Below are 18,688 nucleotides of genomic sequence, written 5' to 3'. Positions count from 1 at the left end.
CGCGAGCTAGATAACAAGGCTAGCCATGAAGATAAAATCTGCTATTTATTCAATGTTGCTTGGCGCTTCGTTCTAATTAAAAATCCCCCGGCGCACACTGTAGACAAGTCAGCCCTAAGTTACGCCAGCCTTGAACCACAGCATCGCGGTCGTCCAATACCAACCAAGGCGTAAAACCATCTTCGTGGATTTTCTCCAACAAGGCTTTTTTAACGTCCTCGTCTGGCAAGGCATCAGCATTATCTGGGCGTAGATAAATGCCATCGCACGGAATTTGGTGTTTTTGAATCCATTCAACCGAGTGCTGTTTATGGGACTCAGGACGGCCACTGCAAATTAAAATATGTTGACCTTGTTGCTTGAGAATATTGACCAAACGCAGCACGTTTTCGATCACTGGTGCATGTTTCATGTGTTCAAAAAAAGGGTCCCAATGTTTTTCTGCGCCGAGCACCCAATGGGCGACTTCGGTGTGATCAAATTCGGCAAGAGTGCCATCTAAATCAACAATTACGGCATTTGGTAACATGTAAAACTTCCTTTAAAAGGGGTAATTTCCCAGCCGTTTTCGTCTTGGCTAGGCACAAAAGAAATAGGAGTAACGTTGCCGATTCTTGGGCAATACGGCGTGCCGTTGATAACATTGTTTAGCACTCGATAAACGCCAGAATGCGCAATAATCAGAGGCCACGAATGCTCGCTGAGGATCTCATTCAATGCGCTCAGCACACGAGTCTCGAAGTCTTGCCAAGATTCACCATTCGGTGGCGTCACGTCATAAGGTAATTGCTGTTCTATCGGGCAGCCTTCAAGGTCGCCCCAATTACGCTCTTTGAGTTGCTCATAAGCCATAATGGTTTGCTTTGGCACCGCATGAAACGCGGTCTCTTGCGTACGTTTCAAAGTACTGGTTGCCACAACGCTCCAATCAATGGCGCTTAATATTGGCGCCGCGTCTTTTGCTTGCTGAATTCCGGTTTCACTTAACTGACTGTCGGTAAAACCGCCGATACGAAACGCGGCGTTAAATACACTCTGCGCATGGCGAGCAAAGACAAAAGGTTTAGAAAGTAAAGTCATAATCTAACTCAATATAAGAATCTGCAGTGACGCTTGGGCCAAAAGCCTGTCGCCACTCATTTAGGTCTTTCATGGTGTGAAAAAGTGGAACACAAATACGGCAACCAAGATGATCCACCAGCAGTTTTAGATCTTGCTTACGCGGATGCACATTCCAGCGTTCAAAATGCGCCCTGTCTTCACTCACAGCCTGACGAGCGTGTTCTGGCAAATGTCCGGTATAAACTGGCAAATATCGCTCTGGTTGTTGCAATAAAGCAGCCGCTTCACCACTCAATCCATCAGGATCACCACATAAAATCACTTTGGCATTGGGATTGAACGGTTGGCTTTTCATGCTTTCCAAGACAGGTCGAATCTCGGTACAAACACTGCCTTCAGGTCCAGCCAAAACAGTTTCAGGCGCGATACAATCTTCTCCTAGAGTCCAATCATGGAAACCTAGGGAAGTTAACCAACAGGCCATTTCTAACGCTCGTCCAGTTTGCGGAACCGGCATCAGCAAGGCGCGCTCGTCATTGAGATAATGCAGCAAGGCGTTTTTACATTGCTCTAACGAATTGTCATACAAGCCGTAAGACGCATCGAGTAAAGCAACACTGGCGTGCGGAGGCATGGTAAAAGGATACAAGCCGGATTCGAGGCTGAAATCACCGCTGTAAAATACGCCATCACCCATATCAAGATGCAGCCACACACCGCCAAAAGAATGCCCTGCCGAACCAGTTGTCACCTTAATGCCAGACACATTCGTCGAGCCACAAATAGGCAAGGTATGAAGGTTCAAATGCGTTGGCAATTGCTGCTGAACGGGCGAAGTCGCGTAAACCGGAACTTGGCTATCAATATCGATCAAACCGCCCATATGATCTTGATGATCATGGGAAATAAAAATCGCATCTAAATGATCCGGTTGCGTCCAGCCTTTGTCTTCGCCCGCCTCTAACGCGCCGCCCGCGTCGAGCAAAAAACGAATCGGTTTTGACTGATTGTCTGCTTCGTAAGTCACCAAAATCGCGGCGGCGGTTTTCCTTCCTGCGCCACTTAAAATATCAATGCTAACCTTCATGACTCACTCTCAAGCGACCAAGCTTGCCCAAGACGAACCTGATGCTGGCTTTCTAGCGTCATAGGTACATCGCTGTACGCGAGTAAGCGCTGGCCATTTTTTAGCATCAATTCAATATCGTAACGCTCGCCACGAAAAATACAGCTGTGAACGCTTACAGCCAGTGCTGAATCATCCGCGCTGACGAAATGAATATCTTGTGGACGCACGAGCACAGAACTAGAAGCTTTGTCTGACGAATGCTGACGTATCAACTCGTGCAAATTGGTACCTCTCACGTATTGCGAAGGAGCAACCACAGCCACTGACAACACGGAACCTCGACCAATAAAGTTTGCTAGCCAAGTGTTTCTTGGTCTTGCATACAGTTCCTGAGGTGTTCCCCATTGCACCAATTGCCCTTTATTCAGCACAGCAATTTTATCGGCCAATGACATGGCTTCGGATTGATCGTGGGTGACATAAACCATGGTCGCGCCAGTACGTTTGTGAAAGGCACGGAAGGTTTCTTCCATCGTCGCTCGCAAATGTCTATCTAAGTTGGCAAGCGGTTCGTCAAACAACACCACATCTGGCTCGGTGACCAAACTACGCGCCAACGCCACTCGCTGACGCTGACCGCCACTTAGTTGCGCTGGCAAACGATCGGCGTATTCTTCTAACTGAACAATTTCCAGAGCGTCTTTAATTCGTTTGTTGCGTTCTGCCACCGGCGTTTTCTGTACTTTAAGCGGATAGCCGACGTTTTCTTTCACCGTCATGTGCGGCCAAAGTGCATACGATTGAAACACCATGCCGAAGTTTCTTTCTTCTGTTGGCACATGACGCGTCGAACTAGAAAGACAGTCATCGCCATGAATGATTTGACCACCTGAAACCTTCTCAAATCCTGCCAGCATTCTTAAAATGGTCGATTTACCACAACCACTTGGCCCAAGTAAGGCAACAAACTCACCCGGCTCAATCGTTAAATTCAAACCTTTTACAACCGGCGCACCATGAAAAGATTTTTCAACGCCATCCAATATTAACCGTGCCATGGAATCACTCCTTTGGGCAGACGAGGGGCAAACAGACTCAATAAACTCATTAGCCCTGCGACCAGCAAAACCACCAGCACAGCAATGGCCGAGGCCAAAACACTGTCGCCACTTTCATCGAGATTAAAAATCAACACACCTAGGGTTTCATTGCCTGCGCTCCACAACAAAGCGGACACCGTCAGTTCATTAATCGAGATCAAAAACACCAGTAAGCCACCTGCAAAAAAGGCCGGTGCAGTGAGGGGTAATATGATGTCAATCAAGCGCTGTATCGGCCTTGCTCCTGCCAGCTGTGCGGCTTCTTCTAAAGCAGGATCAAGCTGAGACATGGCGCTTAACACCGGCTTCAAACACACACTCAAAAAACAAGACAGATACGCCAAGAAAATAATGCCCAAAGTGCCGTACAAGCTGACCTCAATAAAAGGCAAAGGCTTGGCGAACAACAAAATAAAAGCAATGGCTAAGACGATACCAGGGATGGCGTATGGCACTTCAATCAAACTGGCAATCACAGCTCTGGTTCGCATTGGCAAACGCATCAATAAATAACCCAATGGTAAAGACAGCAGCATCAAGACTAAAGCACTGAAAAAAGCCAAAAATGCGCTGTTTTCAAAGGCTCGTGAAGTAACGCCTTGTCGCCCTATCATTTCGTAAAATGCGGTGAAGGTAATGGTATCCGCGTTCAAAGGCATGCCAAGAGCAGGCACCAATGAGCTCACAATCAAAGCAAATAGCGGGGCCACCAAAATAAAACACAATACCAAAGCCAACAGAATTTCGAGGGGCAAACGCCATTGCTTAAGACGGAAAGAAAGCGACTGCGCCGTGTGGCCTAACAAGGAATAACAACTGCGTTGCTGTAGCCATTGTTGCAACAACATGCCCGCTAACACCAACAAAGCAATAATCATCGACAAGCCCGCTACTTGGCTAAGCATATCGTTACCAAACCCTGCCATTTGCTGATAAATCAAAGTTGGTAAAACGATATAACCTGCAGGAATCCCTAACATCGCAGGAATACCAAAATTACCCAAAGAAGAAACAAAGGCTAACGCGGCGCCAGCGATGATCGCACTGCGACACAAAGGTAGAATGATATCGACCCAAATTCGAAACTGAGAAGCACGAGATAGTTGAGCGGCTTCTAATAAATCCTGAGGCAATGAAATAAGCTGAGTACGCAAAGCCAGAAATACCAAGGGCGCACTTTGTATGCCTAACAATAAGGCAATGCCTTCTGCCGAATACATAGGTTGTGGGCTTCCCAACGCTGGCTCTATTCCCAGAGTATTTAAAATTGGGCTCGCAGGTCCAAATAATTGCAACCAGCTCAACGCCGTCACTTGTGGCGGGATCATCATCGGCAACATAAAGCAAAATACCCAAATACCGCGGCCACGAATATTGGTTAACGTCACCACAAAACCAAAGCCGCACCCCAAAATCACCGCGATAAGAGTGCCTAAACCTGAAGTGTAGAAACTATTACGTAAGGCTATCCAAGTTCGTTCACTGCGCAGTACTTCAGCCATTGGTGAAGATGCCGAAAAGGTAGTATGGCTCAAGGCTTCTACCAATAAACGTAGACTTGGTAATACGCTTAATGTTGCGATCAACACGAACAGCCCAATGGACAACCAGCGTAGCTGGTTGTCCATTGACGTACTGTCCATAAAACGTCGTTTTATTAACGAAGGTGTCATTTTTCTTAACCTTCAAAGATCTTGCTAAAACGCGCTTTATTCGCCTCATTATCGCGCAATGTTTTTGCTGCATCGAACGGCATCAAGCGAATATCGGTACGTTTTGGAAAGCCTTCTGGCACGCCAATATCACTACGAGCTGGCAAATATCCTTGCTCTAACACCAAACCCTGACCTTTTTTGGATAATAAGAAGTCCACAAAGCGTTTTGCCGCGGCTTTATTCTTAGCTTCCTTCATAATGGCCACAGGTTCAGTGACCATGGACACGCCTGTTTTAGGGAAAATAAACTCTATCGGCGAGCCTTTCGCAGCTTCGCGTATTGCCAAAAAATCCACAATAACGCCGTAAGGTTTCGTTCCCGATGCCACTGCTTTCAGTACACCACCATTGCCGCCTTGTGCCATCACCTGATTGGCATGCAACTGCTCATAATAATTCCAACCTAGTGATTCATCATCGGTTAGCGTCGCAAGATGAATCAAAGCTGCTCCAGAATACAAAGGGCTTGGCATCGCGACTTGGTTTTTATATTCAGGCTTGACGAAATCACTCCAATCCGTTGGATGTTGTGGTGCCTTTTTATGACGAACAATACCTGTAGTAATCAGTTTCGTTCCGTAATAATAGCCATCTTCACTGTACAAACTGTCTTCGTATTGATCGCGATTAGGGCTCATGTAGGAGTACAAATAACCATCCGATACCATGGATTCCATGGTCACGCTGTCGGCAATAAGCAATACATCGGGTTTCACCACGCCAGACGATAACTCAGCACGCAACTTCGTCATTAACTTGGTCGTTCCGTCACGCACCCATTCCACTTTAATATCAGGATTGGCTGCTTCAAATGCATCCACCGTCATTTGTGCATCTTTGTTTGGCTGACTGGTATACAAGGTCAAAACATCTTGAGCTTGTACGGAAAGAGGAAAAGCAAGCGCCGCAGCACATAGCAACAAGGTCTTCTTAACGGTCATGGAGAAACTCTCTTTTTGATAAGTGAGCTGCAACAATACCGACATAATTTGACACTATAGTGACGAAAAAATTTCGTTTAATGCTGGATTACTTTCGTTTCGACAATTTTCACTTATAAAGCCTTATGAAAAGGACTGGATCACTATGAACAAAAGGCACTATGACATCGTGCAATGGGTGAATAAACAAGGACGTCAGACGCTACAAGCTGTTGCCGACGAATTTTCGGTTTCAGTACAAACCGTTCGTTCAGATATTCGGTTATTAGCGGAAAAAGGCTTGGTATTACGCAGCCATGGCGAAGTTATTCCTTTTCCTCATCGAGAAAACATCAGTTTCGATCAACGTCGAATACGCCATGCTGCCGGAAAAAAGCACATTGCCGACCTTTGTATAAGCAAGCTTGCCGACTATCAATCCATCTTTCTTGGAAGTGGTTCAACCGTGGCCGAAGTCGCCAACCAACTTGCACTATTTCAAGGTTTGCAGGTAATGACGACTAATCTTCATGCCGCACGTAATTTATGCGAGCACCCAGACTGTGAACTGACTATTTCAGGCGGGCGCGTCAGAATGCGCGATCAAGACGTTATCGGTGGTGATGCCATGCGATTTTTTCAGCGCTACAGAGCGGACATTGGCATTTTCTCTGTCGCCGCAGCTAATAAACAGGGCCATTTATTTGATTTCACTGATGACGAGGTCATGGCACGAGAAGCCTTGGTTGAACATTGTCATTATCGAGTTTTGGTTATCGACAGCACTAAATTTGATACAGAGTCCCGTTGTTTATGGGGAAAAATGAGCGATTACGATTGTATTATTACAGACCACAAACCTTCCTCATCTTTACTCAGTATTCTGAGTTATCAAAACATTGAAATACTCTATTAACAATCACAGGTCTAATATATAAAATGAAAAATCTTTTTTGGAAAACTAAGATAGGATAAAACCTTTATATGGATTGTATAAAAAATACTCTTGCTCTCAGTCTGTGTATAAGACTATTGTCTTATACACCCTTCCCCGTGTTGTGCAGAATGAGGCTACTATGAAATCACCGTTAAGAATTCGACAGCAAATTAATATTGGTTTAGTGGTCATTCTCTTGCTCGCTCTTGCCAGTATTTATATCGTTATTGAAATGAAGGTAAAACCCGACTTAACCGCAGAACGGCAAAGGCAAATTACCGTAAATCAAAAAGGATTAACTGAATTACTCAGTGCCAAGCTGGAGAAAATCCAATTACTTACTAGTACCCTTGCATTAGCAGGCTCTCAGCTTCCTAAAGAAGAAGCGCTCTTCAAAAAGCTATTCCCTAGTATTATTAATAACCATGATGACAAAAGCATAGCGGGTGGTGGTATTTGGCCAGAACCCTCTGCATTTACATCCGGAACAGAGCGACGTAGTTTTTTCTGGGGACGTGATGGCTCTAAAATGAGTTATCTCGACGATTACAATGATCCTGCTGGGTCGGGTTATCACAACGAGTCTTGGTACACTGTTGGCAAAACGTCTTCACAAAAACTGTGTGCTTGGTCCGAAGCCTACATAGATCCTGTCACCAATATTCCAATGGTAACCTGTACCATTCCAATGAAAGAAAACAATCAATTTACCGGTGTCACCACGGTCGATATGATGCTCGATGGCGTTACCAAATCTCTTGAACAATATGGTACTGAAAACCAAGGTTATGTCTTCGCCATTGACCAAACAGGCCAAGTATTAAGCTTTCCAAAAGGGGAAGCGAATATAGTAAAAAGCGATGGCAGTATGCTTACGGCAACAGAGCTTGGCAATCAGCTTCCATGGTTAAAGCCTGCATTGAAAAAAGTAGAGGGTAAAGAGCAAGTTATCTCGCTTGATCACGATGCTATTTTAGATGGTGCAGCGTATGTGGATTTAATCAAACACCCACAAACAGGCTGGACTATAGGCTTAGTCGTACCAAAAGAAAGAATGACGGAAATCGCTCAAAGCATGGGCTTATTCTTGATGATTGTCATTGGGGCTTTGCTCATCATTGTTAGCATCATCGCCATTTCTTTCTTCCGTAGTTTACTTGGTCAGATCACCCAAACAACGCAACAAATTCAAGAGCTGGCTGATGGCGGCAGCACCCAAGAACTGGAAGTGGGTAAATTGAATGAACTAGGTGATTTACGTCAGGCAGTGAATGCTTATGGCGACAAACTGAAGAAATTGCTCGAACAAATCCACATAGAATCTGCCAACCTTGTAAAAGATGCAGGTCGTTTAAGCGTATTCAGTAATGACTTCTTAAATAAGGCAAACAGTCTAAGTGATGAAAACACTACCTTAGCGGCGGCAACAGAAGAATTGGGAGCGACCTCTCATGACGTTGCCATGTACGCTAATGAAACCCGAGAAACCGTTGAACGCATTCATAAAGACGTACGCAGCAGTGGCGACGAAATGAATACCGTCATCGAAACGATGCGCTCTCTTACCAGTGCCATGAGTCAAGCACAAACCAATATTCTCAAGCTGGATGAAGACAGTCGTCGTGCAAACGGTATGTTAGGTGTGATTCGTGACATTGCTGAGCAAACTAACCTACTTGCTCTTAACGCGGCGATTGAGGCGGCTCGAGCAGGGGAAACAGGTCGAGGCTTTGCGGTAGTGGCCGATGAAGTTCGCAACCTTGCCGCGAAGAGTGAAAGCTCAGCGGTGGAAATAGAGCAAGTGCTAGGACGCTTGCAGGTTGCGTCGAAAGAATCCGTTAGCTCTATGGAACTGGGGCACAGCGAAACTGAACGTGCCGTGTCAACTGCAGAGTCGACAGCGAATCACTTACAACAAGTGGTGAGCGCTTTCTCTCAGATCACAGATCAAGCAACGCAAATCTCGGTGGCCGCTGGCGAACAGCAAAAAGTGTCACAGGACTTGAGCCAGTTTGTCTCTCGCTTGCAAGAGTTAACTGGCAGTAACGCCAGCGACTCTAGTCAGCTTAGTCGCATGAGTAAAGAGATCGACGCCATTGCGAATCGACTCAATGCGTTGAAATAAATATATAAAATACAGTAGAACGACAAATCCCACGTTGAGAGATCAGCGTGGGATTTTTATTTTATTAAAGCCATCGCCAGTATTTTGCGACTAACCGATGAATACAACGTCCGTATGGCGGCCTTAACAAACCAAGAACATTCGGCCCACGTTTACGTAATACCGATTTGCTATGGGAAAAGGTGCGAAAGCCTTCTTCAGCATGATAAGCGCCCATGCCCGATGCGCCAATGCCTCCAAAGGGCAAATCCGCTTGCGCCACTTGCACTAGGGTATGGTTGATCACCAAGCTGCCACTGGCAATATTTTCCTCGCATCGCTTTTGATCTTCATTGTGTTGCGTAAACAAGTACATGGATAACGGCCGAGGTCGTTGCTGAATATAAGACAAGGCGTCGGATAGATCGTTGTAAGTTAAAATGGGCAGCAAAGGCCCGAAGATCTCATCCTGCATCACGCTCAACCAATCATCAGGTTGATACAGCACATGCAATGCCAGCCTACCATCACTTTCCTCTGGCCCTTGGGACATTAGATTCTCACACACTACACCAGCGGCTCTGGCTTCGTCTAGATAGCCTTTCAGGCGGTCTAATTGGCGAGTATTAATCAAACTCGTGTAATCAGGGCTCAACACACCTTCTGGATAATAAGTTGCGAGCTCCTGTTTGATATAATCGATTAAGGTCTGCTTTTGCTCGGCATGACACATAACGTAATCAGGCGCGACACAGGTTTGTCCTGCGTTGAGCATTTTTCCAAAGACCAGCTTCTTAGCCGTATCACGCAAATCCGCTGATGGTGCGACCAACAACGGAGATTTTCCGCCCAACTCTAAAGTCACTGGCGTTAAATGCTCGGCAGCGTTACGCATAATGATATGGCCAACGGACGTCGAGCCAGTAAATAATATGTGATCAAAAGGTTGCTTACTAAACTCATTAGCAATATCTGCCTCGCCTTCAATCACTTCCACCCAATCGCCTCCTAACGCATGAGTCACTACATCGCGTAACACTCGATTGGTTTCAGGACAGAACTCAGACAACTTCATCATCACTCGATTACCAGCGGCTAACGCCCCCACCAGAGGCCCTAGGGAAAGCAACACAGGGTAATTCCAAGGTGAGATGATCCCTATCACACCTTTTGGCTGATAGAACACCTGAGCACTGGCAGGTAAGGTGCTGATGTGAACATGACGTTTGGACGGTTTCATCCATTTAGCAAGGTAACGCTTTGCGTGTTTTATTTCCCCAAGCAAAGGAACAAGTTCAATCAACCGAGACTCTTCATGGGCACGTGTCCCAAAATCTTTTCGTAATGCCTCTAATAAAACGGTTTCATGATCCATTAATGAGGCTTGCAGACGAATAAGAACTTGTCGGCGCTCTTGGGCAGAGGGAAAGGCATTTTGCTGAGTCACCTTTTTCAGACGAGAAAAAGCCGAGTGAATATCATCTTTCGAAGAGAAAGTAGAAGAAACTATATTCATATGGGCCTCTCACAGCTCGTTATTATTTTGTGATCAAACGCCGTAGATTAACTACACTATCTAATGACTCATTATTAATGCAAGGAGCAAATCATGGCTACTATTTTATGTTACGGGGATTCTCTTACTTGGGGGCGGATACCTAATGGTGGACGTTACCCAAAACATCTATGTTGGCCGACCTTGTTGAACGACTTATTAGGCCACCAGCACCAAGTGATTAATTTTGGTTTACCGGGACGAACCACCATCTGGAATGACCCTTTCTTAGAAGGTCGCAATGGTCTGTCATACCTTCAAGCCGCCTTAGAAACCTTTGGCCCTGTCGATATTTTGATCCTGATGTTAGGCACTAATGATTTGAAGCGACATTTCCATGTTGGTGCCTATGAGGCCGCAAAAGGCGTCGAGAAACTGATCGAAAAGTCAAGAATGCCGAATGACAATGGTTTTCCTGCGCCAACCCTTGTCATAGTCGCTCCGCCAAATATTTTATCCCCAACGGGCTCTGTTGCTGAAAGTTTTGACGGAGCCATTGAAAAATCACAATATTTTCATCAGTACTACCAAGATATTGCCTCTAAGAACCAATGTATTTTTCTCAACGCGGCTGGGGTTTTACAACCCTGTGAAGTCGATGGGGTTCATTTAGACACGCAAGGAAATGAACACTTAGCAAACGCCATCTACCCTTTAATCAAAGATCGCATTTAGGTTTAAGCCATTGTTTTAAATTGATTTTTTAAATATCACCACACAAAACCAGCGTCTTGATTAAAAACAAACCAATCTGAAGGAACTAGATGCATTAAGACGCTTTTTCAGCATTTTGTTATTTATAGGCCTTGACAAAAGAGGTAATTCCTACAAGAGCAAAAGGAAAGAATGAAAATCGTATAAAATATGCACGATTATTCGCCAATAGGCGCTTTTTTACGAAATAATCGGTCGCTGTGTTTTTCTTACACAAAGTTATCCACAGGGTGGGTGAAAAATACGCAGAATCGAAATAAAGCAAAAAATGTAGTAGAAAGGCCGATATCTGACTCTTTTTCACTATCTGTATGCCTGATTTCCCTCTTTTTTGTACCTCGTAATTAACCGACAAATGCGTATGATTTATAGCAACTTGAACAAACGCAGTAAGGAGAAACGCAATGAAAGTAAGCTTCATCGGACTTGGAACCATGGGCTACCCAATGGCAGGACATGTAAGTAAAGCAGGTCATGCTGTTGTGGTCTTCAACCGGTCGACTCAAAAAGCTCAAAACTGGTGTGAGGAATACACAGGCACTTTCGCAACAACGCCTGCCATTGCCGCCCAAGATGCTGATATTGTCTTAACTTGCGTCGGCAATGACGATGATTTGCGCGCTATTTACTTAGGCCCTGAAGGCGTATTCCAACAAGCCAAAGTGGGCACGCTTTTTATTGATCACACAACCGCTTCAGCTGAAGTGGCTAAAGAACTTCATCAAACAGCGCAAGAACGTGGTTTCCACTTTATGGATGCGCCCGTTTCTGGTGGCCAAGCAGGTGCCGTAAACGGTGTATTAACCGTGATGATAGGTGGTTCGCAAAGCGATTTGGATAAAGCTCAGTCTGTATTAGATTGCTACGCAAAAGCCACCAGCTTAATGGGTCCTGTCGGTAACGGTCAGATTGCAAAAATGGTAAACCAGATTCTCATCGGTGGTGTATTGTCCGGTTTGTCTGAAGGGATTCGTTTCGCCCAACAGGCTGGTTTAGATATCGCTTCATTGGTCGACACCTTAAAATATGGCGCGGCTGGCTCATGGCAATTAGAAAACCGCGGTGAAACCATGGCGAAAAACGAGTTTGATTTTGGCTTTGCGATTGAATGGATGCATAAGGATTTAGGTCTGTGTCTTGCCCAAGCAGAAAAAATGGGGATCAAGATTCCATTAACCCAGGCCGTTGACCAGGATTATCAAGATCTCATGGCGGAAGGCCGTGGTCGTCAAGACACTTCTGTTCTAATAAAAGCGCTCGATAAAAAAGCCTAATTTTTAGTGTTATGTGCAGTTTAGTGTTTCTCTGAGGAAGCACTAAACTGTCTTTATATAGATTTAATACCTCGTTAAAAGCCCTCTTTCAATCTCTCTTTTCTCAATTTTCTGCATGTTTTCTAAAAAAACAATCCTTTTTTTTCCATATTCCTTACGTAGAAAGTGTCCTGTAAAGCCTTTGTTATCAAGGCTTTCCCTGCTTTATAGAAATTTTGTATTCATTACACGCATAGGCCATATCGTTATTTCGATTGGTTATTTAAATGGGCTTGAGTAATCTTCAAAGACGCTATTTTTGATGCTTCTGTTTATTCAGATTCATCATTCATAGCTAAAGGGGGCTCAGGGACGAGGCAGAGCAACCCCATTCGAACTAGGAGTTTGGATGGGGTTTGTTTTAAAAAACTGTAAAAACTCGAACTAAAAAGAAGGCTCTTAACCTACCCAAGATAATCACAAAAGTAACGAATACCTTGATTCGACTTCCCACGTGTTTGACACGAATATAATTATGTTAATGGAGAGTTACAATGAAAAAAGGGTTAGCAAAACTGACGCTTGCACTCATGGCCGCTGGAGCAATCAGCACTTCCGCTCACGCTGCAACAACACTGGTTTATTGTTCAGAAGGTAGCCCTGAGGGCTTTAACCCAGCATTCTATACTGCTGGTACTACTTTCGACGCGACATCGAAAAACATGTTCAACCGTTTAGTCGAATTCAAATTGGGTACGACAGAAACAGAACCAGGCTTAGCAACAAGCTATGATGTATCAAGCGATGGCCTTGAATACACTTTCCATTTACGTAAAGGTGTGAAATTCCACACTTCAAAAGACTTCACACCAACACGTGATTTTAATGCCGACGATGTGATCTTCACTTTTGATCGTCAAGGCAACAAAGACAATCCTTACCACTCTGTGTCTGGTGGCTCATACGAGTACTTCACTGGCATGGGCATGGACACGCTAATCAAGAAAATCGAAAAGATCGACGACTACACGGTTAAGTTCATTTTGACGAAACCAGAAGCGCCTTTCATTGCTAACCTTGCAATGGATTTTGCGTCTATCTTCTCTAAAGAACAAGCTGACGCTTACATGAAAGCGGGCACACCTGAGAAATTGGACATTGATCCAGTTGCTACCGGTCCTTTCCAAAAAGTTCAGTATCAAAAAGATTCTTTGATCCGCTACACAGCGTTTAAAGACTATTGGCAAGGTAAAGCAAAAATCGATCGTCTTGTTTTCTCTATCACACCAGACGCTTCTGTTCGTTACGCAAAATTGAAAGCGGGCGAGTGTGATGTGATGCCTTATCCCAATCCAGCTGACCTTAAGCAAATGGAAGCGGACCCAAACATCAACCTAATGAGCCAAGAAGGCTTGAACGTTGGTTATTTGGCATTTAACACGCAGAAAAAACCATTCACTGATGTTCGTGTTCGCCAAGCTCTAAGCTTAGCAACAGACAAGAGTGCGATCATTGATGCGGTTTTCCAAGGCGCAGGTAAAGCGGCTAAAAACCCAATTCCACCAACTATGTGGTCTTACAACAAAAACGTTGTAGATTACCCATACGATCCAGTAAAAGCGAAAAAATTGCTTGCTGAAGCAGGTTATCCAGATGGTTTCTCCACTAACATCTGGGCAATGCCAGTACAACGCCCATACAACCCAAATGCGCGTCGTATGGCTGAAATCATGCAAGAAGACTGGTCTAAAATCGGTGTAAAAGCGGAAATTGTTTCCTACGAATGGGGTGAGTACTTAAACCGTTCTAAGAAAGGTGAACACGATACCGTACTGTTAGGTTGGACTGGTGATAATGGTGACCCAGATAACTTCCTATATGTATTACTAGGTTGTGATGCTGTTGGAGGCTCTAACCGTGCACAGTGGTGTAACGAAGAGTTCAACAACCTGCTTCTAAAAGCAAAACAAACCTCTGATAAAGCGGAACGTACGAAAGACTACGAAGAAGCTCAGGTTGTTTTCAAACGTGAAGCGCCTTGGATCACTATCGCTCACTCAGTGGTTTACGAGCCAATCCGTAAAGAAGTTAAAGGTTACAAAATTGATCCACTTGGTGGTCACTACTTCTACAACGTAAGCAAATAATCAACGTTTAGAAATACGTCCTTTGGACAACAAAGTACTTACTCGCTGGGACGTGAGTAAGTACTTTGCTGACCGAGCTCTACGCTCGATCATCTAATATCTCAAGAGAGCCCGTCCTTTATGTTCCAATTTATTTTCCGTCGCTTAAGCCTTGTTATTCCGACTTTTCTCGGGATCACCTTGCTGACCTTTACCCTTATTCGCTTAATCCCCGGTGACCCAATTGAAGTCATGGCCGGTGAACGCGGTGTGAGCGCAGAACGCCACGCTGAATTAAGTGCTCAACTAGGCTTTGACAAGCCGTTATATGTTCAGTACTACCACTATGTCACCGGCGTTTTACAAGGTGATTTAGGCAACTCCCTCATTACCAGAGAACCGGTAATGAAAGAATTCCTTACGCTTTTCCCAGCCACCATTGAGTTGGCTTTTTGTGCGGCTATTTTCGCTATTTTGATCGGTTTGCCCGCGGGTATTTTTGCTGCGGTAAAACGTGGAACGGTAATTGATCATTCGGTGATGACCTTCTCACTGACCGGTTATTCCATGCCCATATTTTGGTGGGCGCTACTATTGATGTTGGTATTTTCCGTTAATCTGGGTTGGACACCCGTCTCTGGACGGATCGATGTGGTGTACTGGATCGACGACGTTACCGGCTTTATGCTGATTGACTCATTATTGTCCGGTGAAGAGGGTGCGTTTGCTTCTGCCGTTTCGCACCTGATCTTGCCAAGTATTGTTCTCGGCACCATTCCTATGGCGGTTATTGCCCGTATGACGCGCTCTTCTATGTTGGAAGTATTAAGCGAAGATTACATTCGTACCGCTCGCGCGAAAGGCATCGCTCCTTGGCGAGTCATCGTGATTCATGCGTTACGTAACGCCTTGATCCCAGTGATTACCGTAATTGGTTTGCAAGTGGGTATTTTGTTATCCGGCGCCATTTTGACTGAAACCGTGTTTGCTTGGCCGGGGATTGGTAAATGGTTGATCGAATCTATCGGACGCCGTGATTACCCCGTTGTACAAGGCGGTATTTTGATTGTCGCTTGTATCATCATTGTCGTGAATCTTTTGGTGGATATCACTTACGGCATTGTTAACCCACGAATTCGACACAGCCGATAAGGAGGCGTTTATGACAACATCTACAAAAACGTCCACGACAGACATTCCATTGACTGCGCCAGTACCAATGACGCCATTGCAAGAGTTTTGGCATTATTTCAGCAGCAACAAAGGCGCTGTAGCTGGCTTAGTCGTAATTGCGATCATTTGCTTCATGGCCGTCTTTGCCAATTTTGTTGCGCCGCACTCACCTTCTGACCAATATCGCGATGCGCTGTTATTGCCACCAGCATGGCTAGACGGTGGTAACTGGTCTTTTGTTTTGGGTACAGACGATGTGGGGCGAGATATCTTATCTCGCCTAATCTATGGTTCGCGCCTTTCTATTGCCGTTGGCTTGGTCGCGGTTACCGCGTCTTTGATCATGGGCATTCTGCTGGGTCTGATTGCTGGCTACTTTAAAGGCATGATAGATACCGCCATCATGCGTATTGTCGACATCATGTTGGCGATGCCAAGCTTGTTGTTGGCGATTGCTATCGTGGCGATCTTAGGGCCAAGCATCGTGAATGCGGCCTTGGCGATTTCCATTGTCTCACTACCGCATTATGTGCGTTTGACTCGCGCGGCGACCATGGCAGAAATGTCCCGAGATTATGTGACGTCTTCTCGCGTAATCGGTGCGAGTCCACTGCGTCTGATGTTTATCTGTATCTTGCCCAACTGCTTAGCGCCATTGATCGTGCAAGCAACGTTAGGCTTCTCCAGCGCCATCCTAGATATGGCAGCCCTTGGCTTTCTAGGCCTTGGCGCACAACCACCGACTCCTGAATGGGGTTCTATGTTGGCCGATGCGTTGCAGTTTGTTCAGCGCGCGTGGTGGGTGGTTACTTTCCCCGGTTTGATGATTTTGATCACAGTACTGGCGTTTAACCTCATGGGCGATGGCTTGCGTGATGCCCTTGATCCCAAGTTGAAACAGTAAGAGAGGTTGTTATGTCACTGTTACATTTGGAAAATTTAAGCGTTACCTTCGGCAATTTTCGCGCCGTGGATAACATCAGTTACAAGGTCGAAGAAGGGGAAGTTCTCGGCATCGTTGGGGAATCTGGCTCAGGCAAGAGTGTGAGTTCATTGTCCATCATGGGCTTGATCGATTTCCCAGGTAAAGTTAGCGCAGATCAATTAACCTTCGATGGTCAAGATCTGCAAGCCATGCCAGAAAAACAACGTCGTAAGCTCACCGGCTCCGACATTGCGATGATCTTCCAAGATCCAATGACCAGTCTTAACCCATGTTTCACCGTGGGTTATCAGATTATGGAAGCATTGAAAACGCACCAAGGCGGCAGCAAGAAAGAGCTGAAAACCCGTGCTATTGAGTTACTAACACAAGTCGGTATTCCGGCACCGGAATCGCGTTTGGACAATTATCCTCATCAGCTTTCAGGTGGTATGAGCCAGCGTGTCATGATCGCCATGTCGATTGCCTGTGATCCGCGTTTATTGATCGCAGACGAGCCGACAACCGCTCTAGACGTGACCATTCAAGCGCAGATCATTGATCTATTGATTGAGCTGCAACGCAAGAAGCAAATGGGCTTGGTGCTGATCACTCACGATTTGGCTCTCGTGGCCGAAGTGGCTCATCGCGTTATCGTCATGTACGCGGGTCAAATTGTCGAATCTGGCCCAGCGTCGGAAGTGTTCAGCACACCGAGACACCCTTATACGCAAGCCTTACTGGCTTCTTTGCCAGAGTCTGCCTCTGGCAAAGCACGCCTTGAAGCGTTACCCGGTGTGGTTCCAGGTCAATACGACCGCCCGTTGGGCTGCTTGCTAAGCCCGCGCTGCCCTTATGCAACCGATCATTGTCGTAAGGTAGAACCTGCAAACCAAGGCGACCTTGATCGCCAAGTGAAATGCCATACGCCATTGGACAGCGAAGGGAGACCAGCCGCATGAACCAATCCGATAGCACGTTAATTTTAAAAGCCGAAGATTTAAAGCAGCATTACCATGTGAAACAAGGTCTGTTTAAACCGGATGCCGTGGTAAAAGCTGTCGACGGCATTAGCTTCAATCTTGAAAAAGGCAAAACTCTTGCGGTAGTAGGCGAATCTGGTTGTGGTAAATCCACTCTTGGCCGCATGCTGACCATGATTGAAACACCGACCAGCGGCAAGCTAGCGCACCTTGGTGAAGACTTACTTACCTTGAGCGCAGATGCTCAAGCGAAGCTGCGCCAGAAGATCCAAATCATTTTCCAGAACCCATATGGTTCATTAAACCCGCGTAAGAAAATCGGCGCTATTTTAGAAGAACCTTTGGTGATTAATACCAAGCTTTCCAAAGCAGAACGCAAAGAAAAAGCCCTCACTATCATGGCGAAAGTCGGCTTAAAAACCGAACATTACGACCGTTACCCGCACATGTTTTCGGGTGGCCAACGTCAGCGTATCGCCATTGCTCGTGGCTTGATGCTCGACCCAAATGTCATCGTCGCTGACGAGCCTGTGTCCGCACTGGACGTATCGGTTCAAGCACAAGTATTGAACTTGATGATGGATTTACAGGAAGAATTTGGTTTGAGCTATGTGTTCATCTCCCACGATTTGTCAGTGGTCGAACACATCGCTGACGACGTCATGGTGATGTATCTAGGTAAAGTGGTTGAACAAGGGACTCGCGAGCAGCTGTTCGAGAACCCAAAACATCCTTACACCTTAGCTTTGTTGTCTAGTACGCCGCAGCTTTCGCCAGATAAACGTCGCGTTCGTATTAAGCTGCAAGGCGAACTGCCTTCACCGCTTAATCCGCCTTCTGGCTGTGCTTTCCACGGACGTTGCAGCTATGCCAACGACCGTTGCAAAAGCGAAACTCCATTGCTGAGATTAGACGATCAAGCGGAGCAAGAACAAGGCCACATGATTGCTTGTCATGCTGTGGAAGAAAACCGTATTGAAGCGATTGAAGTGGGAGCAGCGTAAGCCGCTAGCAGCCCTCACTTTAGGTTTTGTCTATATTAACGCCCGCAAGGG

16 protein-coding genes are annotated in these 18,688 nt (G+C 45.7%); 9 read left to right on the top strand and 7 right to left on the bottom strand.

The window, feature by feature from the left end; translation table 11 throughout:
* Positions 1–76 precede the first annotated feature (76 nt).
* From KDW99_RS00560 to KDW99_RS00535, 6 genes are read right to left on the bottom strand one after another with little or no spacing between them, the layout of a single operon-like run.
* Positions 77–529 carry a phosphatase domain-containing protein gene (locus tag KDW99_RS00560; protein WP_072838636.1) on the bottom strand — a complete coding sequence of 151 codons (453 nt, stop codon included), beginning with the start codon at positions 527–529 and terminating at the stop codon, positions 77–79.
* A complete protein-coding gene (locus tag KDW99_RS00555; protein ID WP_255827401.1) occupies positions 511–1,080 on the bottom strand; it encodes a histidine phosphatase family protein in 570 nt (189 codons plus the stop codon). Before KDW99_RS00555 ends, KDW99_RS00560 begins: the two co-directional genes overlap by 19 nt.
* Positions 1,064–2,149, bottom strand: coding sequence for an MBL fold metallo-hydrolase (locus KDW99_RS00550; RefSeq protein WP_255827400.1), 1,086 nt, complete (start codon positions 2,147–2,149; stop codon positions 1,064–1,066). The genes KDW99_RS00555 and KDW99_RS00550 overlap by 17 nt, the downstream gene beginning before the upstream one ends.
* Positions 2,146–3,189, bottom strand: coding sequence for an ABC transporter ATP-binding protein (locus tag KDW99_RS00545; protein WP_255827399.1), 1,044 nt, complete (start codon positions 3,187–3,189; stop codon positions 2,146–2,148). The genes KDW99_RS00550 and KDW99_RS00545 overlap by 4 nt, the downstream gene beginning before the upstream one ends.
* A complete protein-coding gene (locus tag KDW99_RS00540) occupies positions 3,177–4,904 on the bottom strand; it encodes an ABC transporter permease (protein WP_370646866.1) in 1,728 nt (575 codons plus the stop codon). The genes KDW99_RS00545 and KDW99_RS00540 overlap by 13 nt, the downstream gene beginning before the upstream one ends.
* Positions 4,905–4,909: 5 nt before the next feature.
* Positions 4,910–5,887: an ABC transporter substrate-binding protein gene (locus KDW99_RS00535; RefSeq protein WP_255827398.1), complete on the bottom strand. Its 978-nt coding sequence runs from the start codon at positions 5,885–5,887 to the stop codon at positions 4,910–4,912.
* Positions 5,888–6,032: 145 nt separating this feature from the next.
* On the opposite strand from KDW99_RS00535, the gene KDW99_RS00530 reads away from it, so the two are divergent.
* Together KDW99_RS00530 and KDW99_RS00525 are read left to right on the top strand one after the other, a co-directional pair.
* Complete coding sequence (locus tag KDW99_RS00530) at positions 6,033–6,782, top strand: DeoR/GlpR family DNA-binding transcription regulator (RefSeq protein ID WP_255827397.1); 750 nt, start codon at positions 6,033–6,035, stop codon at positions 6,780–6,782.
* A gap of 160 nt (positions 6,783–6,942) precedes the next feature.
* Entirely contained in the window at positions 6,943–8,928 is a 1,986-nt protein-coding gene (locus KDW99_RS00525) for a methyl-accepting chemotaxis protein (protein WP_205113093.1), read from the top strand.
* A 64-nt stretch (positions 8,929–8,992) separates the two neighbouring features.
* On the opposite strand, the gene KDW99_RS00520 is transcribed toward KDW99_RS00525, so the two are convergent.
* On the bottom strand, positions 8,993–10,423 hold the full coding sequence (locus KDW99_RS00520) for a coniferyl aldehyde dehydrogenase (protein ID WP_255827396.1): 1,431 nt from the start codon (positions 10,421–10,423) through the stop codon (positions 8,993–8,995).
* A gap of 93 nt (positions 10,424–10,516) precedes the next feature.
* Here KDW99_RS00520 and KDW99_RS00515 point away from each other — a divergent pair, with 93 nt between their 5' ends.
* The 7 genes from KDW99_RS00515 (at position 10,517) to KDW99_RS00485 (ending at position 18,637) form a co-directional block, all read left to right on the top strand.
* Complete coding sequence (locus KDW99_RS00515) at positions 10,517–11,137, top strand: SGNH/GDSL hydrolase family protein (protein ID WP_255827395.1); 621 nt, start codon at positions 10,517–10,519, stop codon at positions 11,135–11,137.
* A gap of 443 nt (positions 11,138–11,580) precedes the next feature.
* Entirely contained in the window at positions 11,581–12,450 is an 870-nt protein-coding gene (locus KDW99_RS00510) for an NAD(P)-dependent oxidoreductase (RefSeq protein ID WP_255827394.1), read from the top strand.
* Positions 12,451–12,983: 533 nt separating this feature from the next.
* A complete protein-coding gene (locus KDW99_RS00505; RefSeq protein WP_255827393.1) occupies positions 12,984–14,576 on the top strand; it encodes an ABC transporter substrate-binding protein in 1,593 nt (530 codons plus the stop codon).
* Between the two features lie 120 nt (positions 14,577–14,696).
* Positions 14,697–15,707, top strand: a complete 1,011-nt coding sequence (locus tag KDW99_RS00500; protein WP_219701371.1) for an ABC transporter permease subunit — start codon at positions 14,697–14,699, stop codon at positions 15,705–15,707.
* A 10-nt stretch (positions 15,708–15,717) separates the two neighbouring features.
* Positions 15,718–16,632 (top strand): dipeptide ABC transporter permease DppC, encoded by a 915-nt coding sequence (gene dppC / locus KDW99_RS00495; protein WP_114410581.1) that lies wholly within the window; start codon positions 15,718–15,720, stop codon positions 16,630–16,632.
* An 11-nt stretch (positions 16,633–16,643) separates the two neighbouring features.
* Positions 16,644–17,612, top strand: a complete 969-nt coding sequence (dppD, locus tag KDW99_RS00490) for a dipeptide ABC transporter ATP-binding protein (RefSeq protein ID WP_255827392.1) — start codon at positions 16,644–16,646, stop codon at positions 17,610–17,612.
* Complete coding sequence (locus tag KDW99_RS00485) at positions 17,609–18,637, top strand: peptide ABC transporter ATP-binding protein (protein ID WP_255827391.1); 1,029 nt, start codon at positions 17,609–17,611, stop codon at positions 18,635–18,637. The genes dppD and KDW99_RS00485 overlap by 4 nt, the downstream gene beginning before the upstream one ends.
* Positions 18,638–18,688: the final 51 nt, after the last annotated feature.

Source organism: Marinomonas rhizomae (assembly GCF_024397855.1).
GTDB lineage: Bacteria > Pseudomonadota > Gammaproteobacteria > Pseudomonadales > Marinomonadaceae > Marinomonas > Marinomonas rhizomae_A.
This window is presented reverse-complemented; position numbering and strand designations above follow the sequence as displayed.

What these genes read in the sequence shown, in the direction of transcription:
- KDW99_RS00560 (WP_072838636.1), bottom strand. Translation starts at nt 529, where the DNA reads ATGTTACCAAATGCCGTAATTGTTGATTTAGATGGCACTCTTGCCGAA.
- KDW99_RS00555 (WP_255827401.1), bottom strand. Translation starts at nt 1,080, where the DNA reads ATGACTTTACTTTCTAAACCTTTTGTCTTTGCTCGCCATGCGCAGAGT.
- KDW99_RS00550 (WP_255827400.1), bottom strand. Translation starts at nt 2,149, where the DNA reads ATGAAGGTTAGCATTGATATTTTAAGTGGCGCAGGAAGGAAAACCGCC.
- KDW99_RS00545 (WP_255827399.1), bottom strand. Translation starts at nt 3,189, where the DNA reads ATGGCACGGTTAATATTGGATGGCGTTGAAAAATCTTTTCATGGTGCG.
- KDW99_RS00540 (WP_370646866.1), bottom strand. Translation starts at nt 4,904, where the DNA reads ATGACACCTTCGTTAATAAAACGACGTTTTATGGACAGTACGTCAATG.
- KDW99_RS00535 (WP_255827398.1), bottom strand. Translation starts at nt 5,887, where the DNA reads ATGACCGTTAAGAAGACCTTGTTGCTATGTGCTGCGGCGCTTGCTTTT.
- KDW99_RS00530 (WP_255827397.1), top strand. Translation starts at nt 6,033, where the DNA reads ATGAACAAAAGGCACTATGACATCGTGCAATGGGTGAATAAACAAGGA.
- KDW99_RS00525 (WP_205113093.1), top strand. Translation starts at nt 6,943, where the DNA reads ATGAAATCACCGTTAAGAATTCGACAGCAAATTAATATTGGTTTAGTG.
- KDW99_RS00520 (WP_255827396.1), bottom strand. Translation starts at nt 10,423, where the DNA reads ATGAATATAGTTTCTTCTACTTTCTCTTCGAAAGATGATATTCACTCG.
- KDW99_RS00515 (WP_255827395.1), top strand. Translation starts at nt 10,517, where the DNA reads ATGGCTACTATTTTATGTTACGGGGATTCTCTTACTTGGGGGCGGATA.
- KDW99_RS00510 (WP_255827394.1), top strand. Translation starts at nt 11,581, where the DNA reads ATGAAAGTAAGCTTCATCGGACTTGGAACCATGGGCTACCCAATGGCA.
- KDW99_RS00505 (WP_255827393.1), top strand. Translation starts at nt 12,984, where the DNA reads ATGAAAAAAGGGTTAGCAAAACTGACGCTTGCACTCATGGCCGCTGGA.
- KDW99_RS00500 (WP_219701371.1), top strand. Translation starts at nt 14,697, where the DNA reads ATGTTCCAATTTATTTTCCGTCGCTTAAGCCTTGTTATTCCGACTTTT.
- dppC (WP_114410581.1), top strand. Translation starts at nt 15,718, where the DNA reads ATGACAACATCTACAAAAACGTCCACGACAGACATTCCATTGACTGCG.
- dppD (WP_255827392.1), top strand. Translation starts at nt 16,644, where the DNA reads ATGTCACTGTTACATTTGGAAAATTTAAGCGTTACCTTCGGCAATTTT.
- KDW99_RS00485 (WP_255827391.1), top strand. Translation starts at nt 17,609, where the DNA reads ATGAACCAATCCGATAGCACGTTAATTTTAAAAGCCGAAGATTTAAAG.